Here is a 16,975-nt window from a genome sequence, read left to right as displayed (position 1 = left end):
CCCTCCGAACGCAGGCGCGTCAGGATGCGCTCGGAGTCGACCAGGTTCTTGGGACAGCCAAGCGAAACCATGCCGACGCGCGGCGGGGAGGGGAGTACGGTGGCCATGGGAGAGGGGGTATGTAGCGCGGGTCGCGCGGATTTTCTACCGCTTGCGTCGGGCACCCTCCCCGGCGAAAGCCGGGGTCCAGATGGGAGCGCGGGACTGGTCCCCGGCTTTCGTCGGAGAAGGTGTTGATGGCACGGTTCTCTCTTATATCGCACCCCGATTACCCTCCGCGCGCTGTCGAGAGCGTCAGCGTGCAGGTGGATCGCCTACCTGAGGGAGGGCTATGGCTGGAGTATGCGGTCAGGGGCACCGCCGCGCTTCTCCTGCCTGAGGAGCAAGAGCCGGGTCGGGCAGACGATCTGTGGACGACCACTTGCTTTGAGCTGTTTTTCAAGGCCGCGGGCGGCGACGCCTACAGCGAGTTCAATCTCTCGCCCTCGTTCCAATGGGCGGCCTATGGTTTTGACAGCTATCGGACAGGAATGCGGGAACTGCCGGCGCAGAGTCCGGACATCGAGATCAATCTCAATGCGGCTCCGTATTTCTTCCTTGCCGCAGAACCGTGGCCGCCCGAATTGATCGCTGGTGACGGCACACTGGCCCTGACTGCGGTGATCGAGGAACAAGGCGGGGTGAAATCCTATTGGAGCCTAGCACATCCTCCCGGTGCGCCCGATTTCCACCACCCGGCTTGCTTCGTGGGCCGGCTCCCGGCACTCGGCGGGGCATGAACTTCGGTATCGACCGGCTGCTCGCCGACCCTGACCTCCGTCGCCCGCTGGAGGGTAAGCGCGTCGCGCTGCTCGCGCATCCCGCTTCGGTCACCGCCGACCTGACGCATTCGCTCGACGCGCTGATCGCGGTCGGACTCAACGTAACCGCGCTGTTCGGGCCGCAGCATGGCGTGCGCGGGGACCTGCAGGACAACATGGTCGAGTCGCCCGACTATACCGATCCGACCTACGGGATGCCGGTGTTCAGCCTTTATGGCGAGGTGCGGCGCCCGCGTGGGCAGTGGATGGGGACGTTCGACGTGCTGCTGGTCGACCTGCAGGATGTCGGCTGCCGTATCTATACCTTCGTGACGACGCTGCTGTACGTGCTCGAAGCCGCGGCCGAGCATGGCAAGGCGGTGTGGGTGCTCGACCGGCCCAATCCGGCGGGGCGGCCGGTGGAGGGAACGACGCTGCTGCCGGGCTGGGAGAGCTTCGTGGGTGCCGGGCCGATGCCGATGCGACACGGGATGACGCTGGGCGAGCTGGGGCGGTGGTTCGTGGAGCAGTACAAGCTCGACCTCGATTACCGCGTCGTCGAGATGGAGGGCTGGCGGCCCGACGATGCGCCCGGCTTCGGCTGGCCCGCGGATCGCGTGTGGATCAACCCCAGCCCCAACGCCGCCAATGTCAACATGGCGCGCGCCTATGCCGGTACGGTGATGCTGGAGGGGACGACGCTGTCGGAGGGACGTGGCACGACGCGGCCGCTGGAGGTGTTCGGCGCGCCCGACATCGACGCAGGCGAGGTGCTGGCAGCGATGGGCCGGATCGCGCCGCAATGGCTGGCGGGTTGCACGCTGCGGCCGCTGTGGTTTCAGCCGACCTTTCACAAGCATGTCGGGCAGCTATGTGCGGGGCTGTTCATTCACGCCGAGGGGGCGGCGTATGATCATGCCGCGTTCCGGCCGTGGCGGCTGCAGGCGTGCGCGTTCAAGGCGATCCGGCAGATCGCGCCCGACTATCCGCTCTGGCGCGATTTTCCTTACGAATACGAGTTCGACAAGCTGGCGATCGATGTGATCAACGGCGGGTCGGGATTGCGCGAGTGGGTGGATGATCCGGCAGCCATGGCGGGTGATCTGGAGGCACTGGCCGAGCCGGACGAGGCGGCCTGGGTGAAGGAGCGGCGGGCTTTCCTATTGTATTGAGGAGGCCCGCCCCCGACGGAAATCGAGGCCCAGTTCCGGCGATCCGCCGAAGCGCGATCGATTGTTCCGGCGCCGCCGAATGGGCCCCGGCTTCCGCCGGGGAGGGTATGGGTCCTGACGGCCCCTCGACTGACGCCGATCAGCTCTTCTTGGCGCCGGCCTTCTTCGCATCGGCCTTCTTCGCCGGCTTCTTGTCCCCGTCGCCCTTGAGCGCGCGGGCGGCGGCCGGACCGCCGATGATGGCCGCCGCACCGGCGACGATCGCGGCGCCGATCGCGGCAGCGGTCTTGGGACGGGCCTTCACGGCATCAACCGCATCCTCGGCCAGATCCTGCGCGCGCTCGCCGATATCCTTGGCGACGTCGGTCAGCTTGGCAGTCTTGCCCGGCTTCTTCTCGGCTTTGGGTGCGGCGTCGGCCTTTTTCTCGACCAGGTCGCTGTGCTCGTCGCCGTCATGCTGAACATGGGCGTGCTTCATCTTGGCGTTGGGTATGCTGGACATGATTGGTACTCCGACTGTTCGACGGCAGAACCGGGACGGAGGCGTAATGGTTCCGCCGCATCCTGCGGCTAGCGCTTGCGCGTCAGCTCGCGCATCGCCTCGTCCAGCCCGGCCAGCGACAGCGGGTACATGCGGTCGGTCATCAGCTCGCGGATCATCCGCACCGATTGCGAATAGCCCCATTGGGCTTCGGGCACTGGGTTGAGCCACACGGCGGCGGGGTAGGTGTTGGTCATGCGGTGCAGCCAGACTGCGCCGGACTCCTCGTTCATGTGCTCCACCGACCCGCCGGGATGGGTGATCTCGTAGGGGCTCATCGACGCATCGCCGACGAACACCAGCTTGTAGTCGTGCCCGAATTTGTGGAGGATGTCCCACATCGGCGTACGCTCCTGAAAGCGGCGGCGATTGTCCTTCCACACGCCTTCGTACGGGCAGTTGTGGAAGTAAAAGAATTCGAGGTTCTTGAACTCGCCCGTCGCGGCGGAGAACAGCTCCTCGCAAAGCTTGACCCACGGGTCCATCGACCCACCGACGTCGAGGAAGAGCAGCAGCTTGACCGCGTTGCGGCGTTCCGCGCGCATGTGGATGTCGAGCCAGCCCTGCCGGGCGGTGCCCTCGATCGTGGCGTCCATGTCCAGCTCGTCGGCGGCGCCTTCGCGGGCAAACTTGCGCAACCGGCGCAGCGCGATCTTGATGTTCCGGGTGCCGAGCTCCTTGGTGTTGTCGAGGTTCTTGAACTCGCGCTGGTCCCATACCTTGACCGCGCGCTTGTGCGTCGACTCGCCGCCGATCCGCACGCCTTCCGGATTGAAGCCGCCATTGCCGAATGGCGAGGTGCCGCCGGTGCCGATCCACTTGCTGCCGCCCTGATGGCGTTCCTTCTGCTCCGCCAGCCGCTGTTTGAGCGTCTCCATGATCTCGTCCCACGAGCCGAGCGACTTGATCTGCTCCATCTCCTCGGGGGTCAGGAACTTCTCGGCCACCGCCTTGAGCCAGTCGGCCGGGATGTCGGTCGGCTGCTGAGCGAACGTGGTGGCGATGCCGCGGAACACCTTGGCGAAGACCTGATCGAACCGGTCGAGCAGTCCTTCGTCCTTCACGTATGTGGCGCGGGCGAGATAGTAGAAGTCCTCGGGCGTGCGCTCGATGACGTCGCTCTCCAGCGCCTCGAGCAGGATGAGGTGCTCCTTCAGGCTGGCAGGAATACCTGCGCCGCGCAGCTCGTCGAGGAAGTTGAGGAACATCGCCGCGTCATGCCCCCCGGCGCCTGCCCGCGCAACCGTCCGGCAGGTCTACCTGACGTAGGCGTCGATCAGCGATGCGACGTAATCCGGGTCGCGTCCTGTCAATTCACGCGCCGGCGGCTTCTCGCCATAGATGAAGCCGGCGACGGGGTAGACGGTGCCGCCAAGCCCGTCGGTGTCGCGGAACCAGACCTTTACCGTGCTCCAGTCGTTGCCCGGCGACACGTCGAAGATCGTCACGTCCTGTTCCGCATGGCCGCGCTTGCCGTTGAGCCGCGACCAGTTGGCGTGGGTGAGCATCAGCACGCGCTTTTCGACGATGCGGCTGACCACCGCGACATGGCCCAGGCGCAGCCGGTCCGATTTCGGGAACACGATCACCGAACCGACTTTGGGCTTGCGACCGCGGTCGTAGCGCCCGTCGGCCTGGCTCCACCAGGTCCAGGCGTCGCCGTAGATCTGGATGCCCGATGCCTGTCGCGCGAAGGGCACGCACTGGCCGACATAGTCGAGGAGGGACGCCGCCGGCGCGGCGCTTGCCACGGCGAGGGCCAGGAAACACGCTACGCTACGAACCAGTACCCGCATAGGAACGGGTTATCGCCCACGCGGTAATCGCGCGGTTGCGCGCCATGGTTAACGCGGCGTTTGCGGATCAGCCCCGGTTCGCCTGCCGCTTCGCCATGAATGCCAGCCGCTCGAACAGCATCACGTCCTGCTCGTTCTTGAGCAGCGCGCCGTGGAGCGGCGGGATCGCCTTGGTCGGATCGCGGTTCTGCAGAACCTCCAGCGGCATGTCCTCGTGGAGCAGCAGCTTGAGCCAGTCGAGCAGCTCGCTGGTCGACGGCTTCTTCTTGAGGCCAGGAACGTCGCGGACGTCGTAGAAGATGTCCATCGCCTTGGCGACGAGCAGGCGCTGGATGCCGGGGAAGTGGACGTCGATGATCGCCTGCATCGTGTCGCGGTCGGGAAACTTGATGTAGTGGAAGAAGCAGCGGCGCAGGAAAGCGTCGGGCAGCTCCTTTTCGTTGTTCGACGTTATGACCACGATCGGGCGTTCGACGGCGCGCACGGTCTCCTTGGTCTCGTAGACATGGAACTCCATGCGATCGAGTTCCTGCAACAGGTCGTTGGGAAACTCGATGTCTGCCTTGTCGATCTCGTCGATCAGCAGCACGGGCGGCGAGGGGCGGGTGAACGCCTCCCACAACTTGCCGCGGCGGATGTAGTTGGAGATGTCGTGGACGCGCTCGTCGCCGAGCTGTCCGTCGCGCAGCCTGGCGACCGCGTCATATTCGTACAGGCCCTGCTGCGCCTTGGTGGTGGACTTGACGTTCCATTCGATCAGCTCGGCATCGACTGCCTTGGCGATCTCGTACGCCAGCACCGTCTTGCCGGTGCCGGGTTCGCCCTTGACCAGCAGCGGGCGGCGCAGCGTCACGGCCGCGTTGACCGCGACCTTGAGGTCGGCGGTGGCGACGTAGCTCTGGGTACCCTCGAAGCGCTTCATTGACCCGCATCCTGTCTCGATGATCGGGCATGCCGATGAAGCATCGCACGCGGACGTGCAACCGCCGCGGCCAGAAGCTATTTGTCGTCCCGCGCGCTCGCCCGGGCTTCAAGGAGGCTCCACAGCCCGCGATGCTGGGCGAGCAGCTGCTGCGCACCGAAACCGACCGCCCGTTCCAGTGCCGTGGTCTGTTCGAGCAACCCGGCGACGTCGAATGCGGTCGCCTCCGGCAGGTCGACGCCAAATCGGTCGCCCGCGCGGACCAGGACAACGCGGATCGCCTGCCAGTCGCCGACCAGCGCGACCGCCGCTCCCAACGCGACCCCCGCACGTTCGGACCGGGCGAGCATCTCGAGCGCGTGCCGCTGCGCATTCAGGGCCGCTTCCGCCATCGCCTGGCCGGGCGTCGAGGGCAATGGCCCCGCAGCCGACACCAGCCGCGCCAGCGACGCGCGCTCGGCGGCGAAACCGGCGGCTGCCTGCAAAAGCCACTCCCGTTCCCCCGAGTCGCAGCTCTGTCCGGCGGCGATGCTGAGCAGATCGGGATGGTGGCCGTGCACCGCGCACAGCGCGTGCATGGCATCGCCCAGGTCGCGCGCGGCGGAGCGCGGTGCCGCGAGGTGGGCAGGGAATGGGTGCGCAACGGTGCCGTCCATCGCCAGAAGGCGGCGGAGCGTGGCTCCCGCGCCGGTCTCGGCGTTGCTGGCGTGGCGTTGCTGCATAATGCTCCCTGCTCTCGCCGGCTGACCCGGCTCCTCGCGTATCCAGCCTGTGTCTATACCGAAGCACGTAAAGACCCGGTTGACCGCGCCTTAACCCTCGCGCAACTCACTCGGTGGGACCGAAAGTGGAGAGCAGGATGCGCGCATGGGTGATGGCATTGGCGCTGGCGGGCGTGGGAGCGGCGGCCGTGACGGCTGACGCGCAGACGCGATCGGATCGGCCTGGGCAGGCGCTGACGCTGAAGCGCATCTATGGGAGCCCCGATCTGGGCGGCACGCCGCCGCGCTCGTTGAGGATTTCGCCCGACGGGACCTTGCTGACGTCGCTGCGCAACCGCGCGGACGATCGCGAGCGGTTCGACCTGTGGGCGCTCGATACGCGGACGGGCGCGGAGCGGATGCTGGTCGACTCGCGAAAGGTCGGATCGGGCGCGGAGCTGTCCGAGGCGGAGAAGATGCAGCGCGAGCGCGCGCGCATCGGTGGGCAAAAGGGCATCGTCGCGTACCAATGGTCGCCCGACGGTCGGTCGATCCTGGTGCCGCTGGACGGCGATCTCTACCTCGCGACGCTCGACGGCCGCACGCGGCGGCTGACCGATACGCCGGAAGGCGAGCTGAATCCCGGGGTGTCGCCCAGGGGCAGCTTCGTCAGTTTCGTACGCGATCAGAATCTGTTCGTGCAGCCGCTGACCGGGGGAGTCGCCAGGCAGGTCACGACCGGCGGCGCCGGCACGGTGCATTGGGGCGAGGCGGAGTTCGTCGCGCAGGAAGAGATGGACCGGCGCACCGGTTACTGGTGGTCGCCCGACGACCGGCTGATCGCCGTCGAGCGGTTCGACGAAGCTCCGGTCGAGACGGCGGTGCGCGCTTCGATCGGCGCATCGGGCACCAAGACGTTCGAACAGCGCTACCCCGCCGCGGGCACGCCCAACGTGCTGGTCGAGCTGTACGTCATGCGGCCGGACGGCTCGGGGCAGGTCAAGGTCGATCTGGGGCGCGAGACCGACATCTATCTTGCTCGCGTCGACTGGACGCCGGACGGCAGCGCGCTGCTGGTTCAGCGGCAGAGCCGCGATCAGCGCACACTGGACATGCTGCGGGTCGATCCCGCTACGGGTAAGTCGACCGTATTGTTCAGCGAGAGGGCGGGACCGAAGAGCTGGGTCAATCTGTCGGACGCCTATCACGCGATGCCGAACGGGGACCTGCTGTGGACCTCGGAGCGCGACGGCTATCGCCACCTGTACCGGTTCAGCAAGGGCCGCTGGACACAGCTGACGCGGGGTCCGTGGGTCATCACCGAGCTGGTCGGCGTCGACGAGGCGAAGGGGCTTGCCTATTTCTCAGGGACCAAGGACGACGTGCTGGAGCAGCACGTCTATCGGCTGGACCTGAACCGGCGCGGCGAGCCTGTACGGCTCACCGAGCGCGGCTTCACCAACAGCGGCTCGATGGACAAGGCCGCGACGCGTCTGACGATCGCGCGCTCCGGCCCCGCGCAGCCGCCGCAGGTGTATCTGGCGGATGCGAGCGGGCAGCGGCTGCGCTGGCTGAACGAGAACGCCGTCGTGCAGGGACACCCCTATGCGCCGTACCTTGCCAGCCATCGCCCGACGCAGTTCGGGACGCTGAAGGCAGCTGACGGATCGACCCTGCACTGGGAGATGATCACGCCGCCGCTGGAGCCGGGCCGGCGCTATCCGGTGTTCTTCGAACATTATGGCGGGCCGGGTACGGGCCAGCAGGTTACGCGCGGGTGGCAAGGACCGATGCCGCAGTACTTGGTCGATCAGGGCTGGATCTACTTCAAGATCGACAATCGCGGCTCGTACAACCGCGGCAAGGCGTTCGAGGACCAGATCTGGCAGTCGATGGGCGGGGTCGAGGTGGTCGACCAGCTCGCGGGCGCCAACTACCTGAAGTCGCTCCCGTTCGTGGATGGCGGCAAGATCGCGACCTATGGCTGGTCGTATGGAGGCTACATGTCGCTGAAGATGCTGCAGGCCAATCCGGGCGTGTACGCCGCCGCGGTGGCCGGGGCACCGGTGTCGGATTGGCGGCTGTACGACACGCACTACACCGAGCGTTACATGGGCGACCCGCGCAAGGTGGCGCGCGCCTATGACGAGGCGGGCGCGATCAAGGACGCGACCAAGGTCCGCGATCCGCTGCTGCTGATCCACGGCATGGCCGACGACAATGTGTTCCTGTCGAACACGACGCTGGTCGCGGCCGAGATGCAGAAGGGTGGCGTGCCGTTCGAGATGATGATGTATCCCGGCTATACCCACCGGGTCGGCGGGCCGGATGCGGGGCCGCATCTGTGGGGTACGATTCTGGGCTTTCTGGACCGGGAAGTGAAGAACAAGCCTTCCAGATAAGTGAGAGATGTTCTGCTAAGTTGACCCTCCCCGGCGGAAGCCGGGGCCTAGACCGCGCCGCGGCCGACTGGACCCCGGCTTTCGCGGGGGAGGGCTGTTTCGCGAAGGGACTGGCAGGACGCGTCGGGGTGGACGATTGAGCACCGCGCGCTAAGGCTCGCGCGAACGGAGAACACCCATGGGCTACAAGATCGCCATCGCCGGCGCGACCGGCAGTGTCGGGCGGGAGATGGTCAACATCCTCGCCGAACGTGCGTTTCCTGCCGACGAGATCGCGGTGCTGGCGTCGTCGCGCAGCCAGGGCGAGACGATGGAGTATGGCGACACCGGTCGCATGCTCAAGGTGCAGAATATCGAGCATTTCGATCCCGCCGGCTGGGACATGGCGCTGTTCGCGATCGGGTCGGAGGCGACCAAGGTCCATGCGCCGCGCTTCGCGCAGGCCGGGTGTACGGTGATCGACAATTCGTCGCTGTATCGGATGGACCCCGACGTGCCGCTGATCGTGCCGGAGGTGAACCCGGAGGCGCTCGCGGGCTATCGCACCAAGAACATCATCGCCAACCCGAACTGCTCGACCGCGCAGATGGTCGTGGCACTGAAGCCGCTGCACGACGCGGCGAGGATCAAGCGCGTCGTGGTCGCGACCTATCAGTCGGTATCGGGCGCGGGCAAGGCAGGCATGGACGAACTGTTCCAGCAGTCACGCGCGATTTTTGTAAACGACCCTGTGGAGCAGGTTAAGTTCACCAAGCAGATCGCCTTCAACGTGATTCCGCACATCGACGTCTTCCTGGATGACGGTTCGACCAAGGAAGAATGGAAGATGGTCGTCGAGACCAAGAAGATCATGGGTTCGAAGATCAAGGTGTCCGCGACCTGTGTACGCGTGCCGGTGTTCGTCGGCCATTCCGAGGCAATCAACATCGAGTTCGAGGACGAGATTTCCGCCGCTCAGGCGCAGCGCATCCTGCGCGAGGCGCCCGGCGTGATGCTGGTCGATAAGCGCGAGGATGGCGGCTACATCACGCCGGTCGAGTGCGTGGGCGACTTCGCCACCTATGTCAGCCGCGTGCGCGAGGACCCGACCGTGGAGAACGGCCTGTCGCTGTGGTGCGTCAGCGACAACCTTCGCAAGGGCGCGGCGCTGAACGCGGTGCAGATCGCGGAGCTGCTGGGGCGCAAGCACCTTCAGAAGGCGGGTTGACGTCGGAGGTGGCGACGGGGGGCTGTCAATGCGGGCGCATCCGCTACTCGGTCGCCATCGAGGATGATGACACGTATCTGTGTCACTGCCGCATGTGCGAGCGCGCGGGTGGCGGCGTGTCGCTCGCGTTCAAGAATGTCGCGCTGGCGGCGGTGACGTGGACCACGCGCGAGCCGGACGAATACCGATCGTCGCCGATCGCGCAGCGCGGCTTCCGCCGGGAATGCGGAACGCCGCTGACGTTCAGCTTCTCGGATGACGAGGCGACGGACATGGACCTGACGGTCGGCAGCTTCGACGAGCCGGGACGTTTTCGACCGACGCATCACTTCGGGATGGAGAGCCGGCACGAAGCGTGGCTCGATACGACGGGGCTGCCTGGCATCCGCAGCGAGGACAATGCGAGCACCCGCGACCGCTGGATGAAGACTGTTGGCAAACTCCCCGATTGAACCGCAGTATTTCGCCAGCTGGGATGGCGTTCGGCTCGCGTGGCGCGAGCTGGGAGACGGGCGACCGGCCGTGTTGCTGCACGGCTTCTTCTCCGACGCGACCACCAACTGGATCCGCTACGGTCACGCCGCGGCGCTGGCGGCCGAGGGCTTCCGCGTCATCATGCCGGACCTGCGGGCGCACGGCAGCAGCGACAAGCCGCATGATCCCGTGGCGTACCCGACCGATGCCCTGACGCGCGACGGACATGCGCTGATCGCCCATCTTGGGGTGACCAATTATGATCTCGTCGGCTATTCGCTGGGCGCGCGGACGGTGTCGCGGATGCTCGCGACCGGGGCCAAGCCGCGGCGCGTCGTGTTCTCGGGGATGGGGCTTGAGGGGCTGACCGACACCGGGCGACGGGCGGGACATTTCCGAGACATCCTCACCAACCTCGGCAAGCACGAGCGCGGCAGCGGGGCCTGGATGGCGGAGCAGTTCCTGCGCACGACCGGCGGCGATGCGCAGGCCTTGCTCGGCATCATCGACACGTTCGCCGACACGCCGATCGAGACGATCAGGAGCTTCGACTGGCCTACGGCGGTGGTGTGCGGGGACGACGACCGGGACAACGGCTCCGCTCCCGATCTGGCCGCCGCGCTGCCGAACGGACGTTATGTCGAGGTGCCGGGCGGGCACATGAGCTGCGTCGTCAAGCCCGAGCTGGGCCGCGCGATCGCCGATTTCCTGGCCGCTTGACCGCCGCGCGCCGGGACAGCAATCTGCCAGTCTCCTCAACCCGTCCAAAGGGGCCGTATGCTTAAGAACACGCTTTTCGGCACCGCCGTGGCGCTTGCCCTCGCCGCTCCAGCGCATGCGCAGAACAAGGCCGGCACGCCGACCGCCGCCGAGGCCGATGCGTTCGTCGCCGAGGCCGAAAAGACGTTGGCCACCAAGTCGCTCGAATGGTCGCGGGTGGCCTGGGTCAATGCGACCTACATCACCGACGACACCGACGCGATGGCGGCAAAGGCCGGCGCGGAATCGACCGAGTTGGGCGTGCGCTATGCGCTCGGGGCGGCGCGGTTCAACGGGGTCGCAGGCGTGTCGCCGATCACACGGCGCAAGCTGGATCTGATGCGCAACGCGCTCACCCTGCCAGCGCCGACGCGGCCGGGTGCGGCGGAGCAGCTGGCGACGCTGACCACCAAACAGTCCTCCGCCTACGGCAAGGGCAAGGGCACGCTGAATGGCAAGCCGGTCAACGGCTCGGATATCGAGGCGGCGATGGGCACCGTTCGCGATCCCGCGAAGCTCAAGGAAATGTGGACCAGCTGGCATGACAATGTCGGCGCACCGATGCGCGGCGATTACGAGCAGGTCGTGCAGATCGGCAATCAGGGCGCGAAAGAGCTGGGCTATGCCGATGTCGGCGCGCTGTGGCGGTCGGGCTACGACATGCCGCCGGCCGACTTCGCGAAGACGGTGGACCGGATCTGGAGCGAAGTGGAGCCGCTGTACAAGGCGCTGCACACCTACACGCGGTGGAAGCTGAACGCGAAGTATGGCGACGCCGTGCAGGCCAAGACGGGACCGATCCGCAGCGATCTGCTCGGCAACATGTGGGCGCAGGAATGGGGCAACATCTATGATGTCGTCGCCCCCCCAGGGGCCGGCGATGTCGGCTACGATGTCGAAGCGCTGTTGAAGGCGAAGAATTACGACCCGGTGCGGATGGTTAAGCAAGGCGAGGCGTTCTATTCGTCGCTCGGCTTCGCACCCTTGCCCGAGACGTTCTACGCGCGGTCGCAGATCGTCAAGCCGGCCGACCGCGAGGTGATCTGTCACGCGTCGGCCTGGAACCTGGATAACAAAGACGACATCCGCATAAAGATGTGTACGAAGGTGAACGGCGACGACTTCGTCACCATCCATCATGAACTCGGGCACAATTACTACCAGCGCGCCTACAAGGGCCAGTCGCCGATCTTCCAGACCGGTGCCAATGACGGCTTTCACGAAGCGATCGGCGATTTTGTCGCGCTGTCGATCACGCCGGATTACCTCGTCCAGATCGGGCTGCTCGATCAGGCCAAGGTGCCGTCGGCTGAGAAGGACATCGGTCTGCTGCTGCGGCAGGGAATGGACAAGATCGCATTTCTGCCGTTCGGGCTGATGATCGACAAGTGGCGCTGGGGCGTCTTTTCGGGCCAGGTGAAACCGAGCGGCTACCAGGCAGCGTGGGACGGGCTGCGGTTGCAGTACCAAGGCATCACGCCGCCGGTCGCGCGCGACGAGACCAGGTTCGATCCGGGCGCGAAGTACCACATTCCCGGCCAGACCCCGTACGCGCGCTACTTCCTCGCGCGCGTGCTGCAGTTCCAGTTCTACAAGACCGCTTGCGCGCAGGCCGGGTGGACCGGGCCGCTGCACCGCTGTTCATTCTTCGGCAACAAGGAGGTCGGCGCGAAGCTGAACGCGATGCTGGAGCTTGGTCAGTCGAAGCCGTGGCCGGAAGCGCTGGAGGCGTTCACCGGCACGCGCCAGATGTCCGGCGCGGCGCTGGTCGAGTATTTCGCGCCGCTGAAGATGTGGTTGGACGAACAGAACAAGGGCAAGCCGACGGGGTGGTGATGCGACGGCGGCACGTTTGCAGCGACGCTGCAAACGAGACCGCCTAGCTCGGCCGGCGGCTCGGCCGTGTGAAGCGGCCGAGGCCATCCGACGTCACGACGCGGCTTCGCCGCGGCGGTCTGGCGTGAAATCAATCAGCAGCGGGCGTTCAGCCCCAGGCCCCTCACCCTGGCAGCTTTGCTGCCTGTCCCTCTCCCGCTTGCGGGAGAGGGAGAGCTTTACACCTGATCTGGAACCGTATTCTCGTCGGCGATGCCGGCCTGAAAGGATGCGGACGAATCGGTTCCGTCGGGTTGATGCGCGGTGCCATGCACGTCGACGCCATGGCCCTGGCCCTTGTCCCCGCTGCCGGAGATATCGATCGGCTTCTTGGTCGTGCCGAGGTTCCTGGCGCTGCTACCGCGTAACGTGAGCATGGCTGCGGCCGTTGCGCCCGCGGCGGCGACGCCGGCGAGCGCGGCTGCGGCCCAGCGGCCGCCGATCCGATCCGTCGCCTTGTCGAGCGTCGACTTGCTCTTGGCGGGTGACCGCTTGGCCGCCGTCTTGCTAGTTGCGGTCCGCTTCGCTGGCTTTTTGGCGGCCTCAGCTGCGGGCGCGCGAGTGTCGCGGGTTGCCGCGCGCGCGGGCGCGGCGCGGCTGGTGGAGCGCGGCTTCACCGCCCGGGGCGGGCGCTCGCCAGCTTCGGCGACAGCCACTTTGGCAGCAGTCCCGGAGCGAGGGGCGCTCTCTTCGCTGCGCGCTACCGGGCTCTTGGGCTTGCGCGTCGGCGCCTTGCGCGGCGCAGCGCGGCGACGCGGTGCGGGCGACGGGCCCTCGTTTTCGTCGGGAAAGTGAGGCGTGCCGGAGTTGTCGTCGGCCATGTGGTTTCTCCCTGTCGTCACGATTCGGTAGCGTAACGCTCCGTTTGCGGTTCGTTTCCAAATCAGCGGAACGGCGGCTCATCAAATGCACGCAGCTTGCGGCTGTGCAGCTTCGTCCCCTCGCGACGCAGCTGCTCGCACGCTTCGATACCGATGCGCATATGTTCGCTGATCGCGCGTTCGTAGAAGCGGTTGGCCTGGCCCGGTAGCTTGAGTTCGCCGTGGAGCGGCTTGTCCGACACGCACAACAACGTGCCGTAGGGAACGCGGAAGCGATAGCCCTGCGCGGCGATGGTGGCGGATTCCATGTCCACGCCGACCGCGCGGCTGAGCGAAAAGCGCAGTGCCGAACGCGAATAGCGCAGCTCCCAGTTGCGATCGTCAGTGGTGACGATGGTGCCGGTGCGCAGCCTGCGTTTCAACTCCTCGCCCGACTGACCCGACACGATCTCCGCCGCCTTGGCGAGCGCGACCTGTACCTCGGCGATCGCGGGGACCGGGATTTCCGGCGGCAGCACGTCGTCCATGATGTGATCGTCGCGCAGATAGGCGTGCGCGAGGACATAGTCGCCGATGCGTTGCGACGGGCGCAGGCCACCGCAATGGCCGATCATCAGCCATGCCTCGGGCCGCAGCACGGCGAGGTGATCGCAGATCGTCTTTGCGTTCGACGGGCCTACGCCGATGTTGACCAGGGTGATGCCGGTCCGATCGTCGGCCATGAGGTGATAGGCCGGCATCTGGTGGCGCCGCCAGGCGCTGTCTGTGATGATGTGATCGGGATCGCCGCCCGCGCCGACCAGGACGCCGCCCGCTCCGGAGACTCCGGTGAAGCGGCTACCCTCTCCCAGTTGCGCGACCGCCCAGCGGACGAACTCGTCGACGTAGCGATGATAGTTGGTGAAGAGAACGAAGCGCTGCGTGTGCTCCGACGGGGTGCCGGTATAATGACGCAGCCGCGCGAGGCTGAAATCGGTGCGCAGCGCGTCGAACAGCGCGAGGGGCCGGGTGTCGTCCTGCGGGATCCAGATCCCGTCAGCGACCTCATCACCGATATGCTGGAGCTCGGTGGCGGGAAAGAACCGCGCGAGCTGCGCCGCGGACACCTCGTCCAGGCTGAGCGCGTGGCCGGGGTCGAGGACGTAGGGGAAGGGTATCTCCTGCCGGCCGGACGCGGCTTCGACCTCGACGCCGTAATCCTCGATCAGCAGCGTCAGCTGTTCGGTGAGGTAATCTGCGAACAGCGCGGGCTTGGTGACGCTGATGCGATAATCGCCGGGCGTGACCAGGCGGCCGAACGAGCGCAGCGGGGTCGGGCGCCCGAACTCCGTGGCGTCGCCGCCGCGATAACGCACGCGGATCTCGGGATAGGCGAAGCTGCCGTCCAAGCGGCTGGCGGGATCGGGCGGCGTGCCGTCGGTGAGGTACGCGCTCAGCGCCGCCTGGAGGCGGTCGACGGCGGCGCGGTAGAGCTTGTCGAGTTCGGCGACGATTGCAGCGGCGGTTGTCATCGGGAGCCGCTACGCGGGCGCGCGGAACGTGGCAAGGCGGTAGCAGGGAGCAAGGCGCAGAGGCCGCATTTCTTCCCGGCGGAAGCCGGGGCCCAGTCCGCAGCGCGGCCGACTGGACCCCGACTTCCGTCAGGGAGGAGTCTCATCCTGCTTGCGGTCGCAAGCTCACATCGCCGCGAGCAGATAGTCGGCGGAGCTGACCTTGAACTCGCCCGGCTGCTCGACATTGAGCTGCTCGACGACCCCGTCGTTGACGATCATCGAGTAGCGCTGGCTGCGCTTGCCCATGCCGAACTTGGCGCCGTCGAAGCTGAGGCCCAGCGCATCCGCGAACGCGCCGTTACCGTCGGCGAGCATGGTGATGCCGTGCGCCTCGGCCTGTTTCGCCCAGGCGGCCATCACGAACGGATCGTTGACGGCGGTGCAGACGACCTCGTCGATGCCCTTTGCCTTCAGCGCGTCGCCCTGTTCGATGAAGGTCGGCAGGTGGCGTGCCGAGCAGGTCGGCGTGAACGCGCCCGGTACGGCGAACAGCGCGACGCGTCGACCAGCAAAGAAGTCGGTGGTGGTGACCTGCTCGGGGGTGTCGCCGGCCTTTACAAGGGCGGCTTCGGGCAGGCGGTCGCCGACGGTGATCGTCATGAATGTTCTCCTTCGCCCCGCCGTTCGGCCATCGGCGCCGTGATTTCAAGCGCGACGAATCCGGGTTGCCGACGTTATGGTGCAAGCGATGGACAAGCCTGCTTATCTTTCCGGTCAGTTCCTGCTCGCCATGCCGGGCATGCTCGATCCGCGGTTCGACCGCGCGGTGATCGCAATTTGCGCGCACGATGCGAACGGGGCGTTGGGCATTGGGCTGGGGCAGGTCTACGACGGACTTGGCCTGCACGACGTGCTGGAGCAGTTCGGGATCGAGCCTGGCAGCTCCCCCGACGCTCCGGTGCATATCGGCGGCCCTGTGGAGCCGCGACGCGGCTTTGTGGTCCACAGCCGCGACTGGGGCGGGCAGGGGACGATCGATGTCGCGGGACGCTGGGCGCTGTCGGGCACGGTGGACGTGCTGCGCGCGATTGCGGGCGGCAGCGGGCCGACACGTTGGGTGGTGGCGCTGGGCTATGCCGGCTGGGGGGAGGGGCAACTCGACGGCGAGCTGACGCGGCCGGGCTGGCTCAACGTCAAAGGCGACGAGGGGTTGTTGTTCGACACGGCGGCGGCCGCGCGTTGGCAGGCGGGCTTCGCCGGTGCGGGCGTTGACCCACGCTTTCTGGTCGGGGGTGTCGGGCGAGCTTGAGGCGGTTCTATCCCTCCCCGGCGGAAGCAGGGGCATAGTCGGCCGCGCGGCCGACTGGACCCCGGCTCTCGCCGGCTACGGCCTAGGTTGCAGGGCGCCTCGCGAGCAGGACATAAAGCTTTCTTTATATCCGCCTCCGCGCTATGTAGTGGGTATCCGGCACGGGCGTAGGGCTCGCCGATCATGCTATCTTCAGGAGACAAGTCTTGGCCACCGCTTATGCGCCCGAGGCAGATACCCGCTCGACTCATGACTATGTCGTCGCCGACATCGCCCTGGCGGAGTTCGGCCGGCGCGAGATCGACATTGCCGAAACAGAGATGCCGGGCCTGATGGCGCTGCGCTCCGAGTTCGGCGCGTCGCAGCCGCTCAAGGGCGCGCGCATCACCGGCTCGCTGCACATGACGATCCAGACCGCGGTGCTGATCGAGACGCTGACCGCGCTGGGTGCAGACGTGCGCTGGGCGACGTGCAACATCTTCTCGACGCAGGATCACGCCGCCGCCGCGATCGCCGCGACCGGCGTGCCGGTGTTCGCGATCAAGGGCGAGAGCCTTGCCGACTACTGGGACTATGTCGGCTCGATCTTCGACTGGGGCACCGAGACCGCCAACATCATCCTCGACGATGGCGGTGACGCGACGATGTTCGCGCTGTGGGGCGCCAAGCTGGAGAAGGGCGAGACCTTCGCCGAGCCGGAGAA

The 16,975-nt window shown here is 66.6% G+C and carries 17 protein-coding genes; 9 read left to right on the top strand and 8 right to left on the bottom strand.

Translation table 11 applies throughout. The annotated features are described in order from the left end of the window. Positions 1-236: 236 nt before the first annotated feature. Together JWN21_RS09975 and JWN21_RS09970 are read left to right on the top strand one after the other, a co-directional pair. Positions 237-779 carry a DOMON-like domain-containing protein gene (locus tag JWN21_RS09975; protein ID WP_299649219.1) on the top strand — a complete coding sequence of 181 codons (543 nt, stop codon included), beginning with the start codon at positions 237-239 and terminating at the stop codon, positions 777-779. Then, positions 776-1,972, top strand: a complete 1,197-nt coding sequence (locus JWN21_RS09970) for a DUF1343 domain-containing protein (RefSeq protein WP_299649216.1) — start codon at positions 776-778, stop codon at positions 1,970-1,972. The genes JWN21_RS09975 and JWN21_RS09970 overlap by 4 nt, the downstream gene beginning before the upstream one ends. 139 nt (positions 1,973-2,111) lie before the next feature. Here JWN21_RS09970 and JWN21_RS09965 read toward each other — a convergent pair whose 3' ends face one another. The 5 genes from JWN21_RS09965 to JWN21_RS09945 all read right to left on the bottom strand — a co-directional run bounded on the left by JWN21_RS09965 (position 2,112) and on the right by JWN21_RS09945 (position 5,953). Continuing rightward, the gene (locus tag JWN21_RS09965) at positions 2,112-2,474 is read right to left on the bottom strand and encodes a hypothetical protein (protein ID WP_299649213.1); all 363 of its coding nucleotides are present in this window, start codon (positions 2,472-2,474) and stop codon (positions 2,112-2,114) included. Positions 2,475-2,542: 68 nt separating this feature from the next. Further along, positions 2,543-3,721, bottom strand: a complete 1,179-nt coding sequence (locus tag JWN21_RS09960; protein ID WP_299649210.1) for a VWA domain-containing protein — start codon at positions 3,719-3,721, stop codon at positions 2,543-2,545. Between the two features lie 48 nt (positions 3,722-3,769). Further along, positions 3,770-4,309, bottom strand: coding sequence for a CHAP domain-containing protein (locus JWN21_RS09955; protein WP_299649207.1), 540 nt, complete (start codon positions 4,307-4,309; stop codon positions 3,770-3,772). A 67-nt stretch (positions 4,310-4,376) separates the two neighbouring features. After that, a complete protein-coding gene (locus JWN21_RS09950; protein ID WP_299649204.1) occupies positions 4,377-5,231 on the bottom strand; it encodes a MoxR family ATPase in 855 nt (284 codons plus the stop codon). 77 nt (positions 5,232-5,308) lie between these two features. After that, positions 5,309-5,953 (bottom strand): hypothetical protein, encoded by a 645-nt coding sequence (locus JWN21_RS09945; RefSeq protein ID WP_299649201.1) that lies wholly within the window; start codon positions 5,951-5,953, stop codon positions 5,309-5,311. A 137-nt stretch (positions 5,954-6,090) separates the two neighbouring features. On the opposite strand from JWN21_RS09945, the gene JWN21_RS09940 reads away from it, so the two are divergent. From JWN21_RS09940 to JWN21_RS09920, 5 genes are all read left to right on the top strand, one after another. Beyond that, on the top strand, positions 6,091-8,334 hold the full coding sequence (locus tag JWN21_RS09940; RefSeq protein ID WP_299649198.1) for a DPP IV N-terminal domain-containing protein: 2,244 nt from the start codon (positions 6,091-6,093) through the stop codon (positions 8,332-8,334). 178 nt (positions 8,335-8,512) lie between these two features. After that, on the top strand, positions 8,513-9,541 hold the full coding sequence (locus tag JWN21_RS09935) for an aspartate-semialdehyde dehydrogenase (RefSeq protein WP_299649195.1): 1,029 nt from the start codon (positions 8,513-8,515) through the stop codon (positions 9,539-9,541). Between the two features lie 8 nt (positions 9,542-9,549). Beyond that, positions 9,550-9,993, top strand: a complete 444-nt coding sequence (locus JWN21_RS09930) for a GFA family protein (protein WP_299649192.1) — start codon at positions 9,550-9,552, stop codon at positions 9,991-9,993. Next, a complete protein-coding gene (locus JWN21_RS09925; RefSeq protein WP_299649189.1) occupies positions 9,974-10,735 on the top strand; it encodes an alpha/beta fold hydrolase in 762 nt (253 codons plus the stop codon). The genes JWN21_RS09930 and JWN21_RS09925 overlap by 20 nt, the downstream gene beginning before the upstream one ends. Before the next feature lie 57 nt (positions 10,736-10,792). Continuing rightward, entirely contained in the window at positions 10,793-12,610 is a 1,818-nt protein-coding gene (locus tag JWN21_RS09920) for a M2 family metallopeptidase (protein ID WP_299649186.1), read from the top strand. A 218-nt stretch (positions 12,611-12,828) separates the two neighbouring features. On the opposite strand, the gene JWN21_RS09915 is transcribed toward JWN21_RS09920, so the two are convergent. From JWN21_RS09915 to JWN21_RS09905, 3 genes are all read right to left on the bottom strand, one after another. Next, complete coding sequence (locus JWN21_RS09915; protein ID WP_299649183.1) at positions 12,829-13,470, bottom strand: hypothetical protein; 642 nt, start codon at positions 13,468-13,470, stop codon at positions 12,829-12,831. Positions 13,471-13,532: 62 nt separating this feature from the next. Further along, entirely contained in the window at positions 13,533-14,981 is a 1,449-nt protein-coding gene (locus JWN21_RS09910; RefSeq protein WP_299649180.1) for an AMP nucleosidase, read from the bottom strand. A gap of 165 nt (positions 14,982-15,146) precedes the next feature. Further along, positions 15,147-15,623, bottom strand: a complete 477-nt coding sequence (locus JWN21_RS09905; RefSeq protein ID WP_299649177.1) for a peroxiredoxin — start codon at positions 15,621-15,623, stop codon at positions 15,147-15,149. An 88-nt stretch (positions 15,624-15,711) separates the two neighbouring features. Between JWN21_RS09905 and JWN21_RS09900 the strand changes: the two genes are divergently transcribed. Then, positions 15,712-16,272 (top strand): YqgE/AlgH family protein, encoded by a 561-nt coding sequence (locus JWN21_RS09900; RefSeq protein WP_299649174.1) that lies wholly within the window; start codon positions 15,712-15,714, stop codon positions 16,270-16,272. Positions 16,273-16,478: 206 nt separating this feature from the next. Then, on the top strand, positions 16,479-16,975 hold a 497-nt coding region (locus JWN21_RS09895), incomplete at its 3' end, for an adenosylhomocysteinase (protein ID WP_299649172.1).

The organism is Sphingomonas bacterium (assembly GCF_028292945.1).
Classification (GTDB): Bacteria; Pseudomonadota; Alphaproteobacteria; order Sphingomonadales; family Sphingomonadaceae; genus Sphingomonas.
Note: the sequence above shows the minus strand (reverse complement) of the source record. Positions and strands in the feature narration are given on the sequence as shown.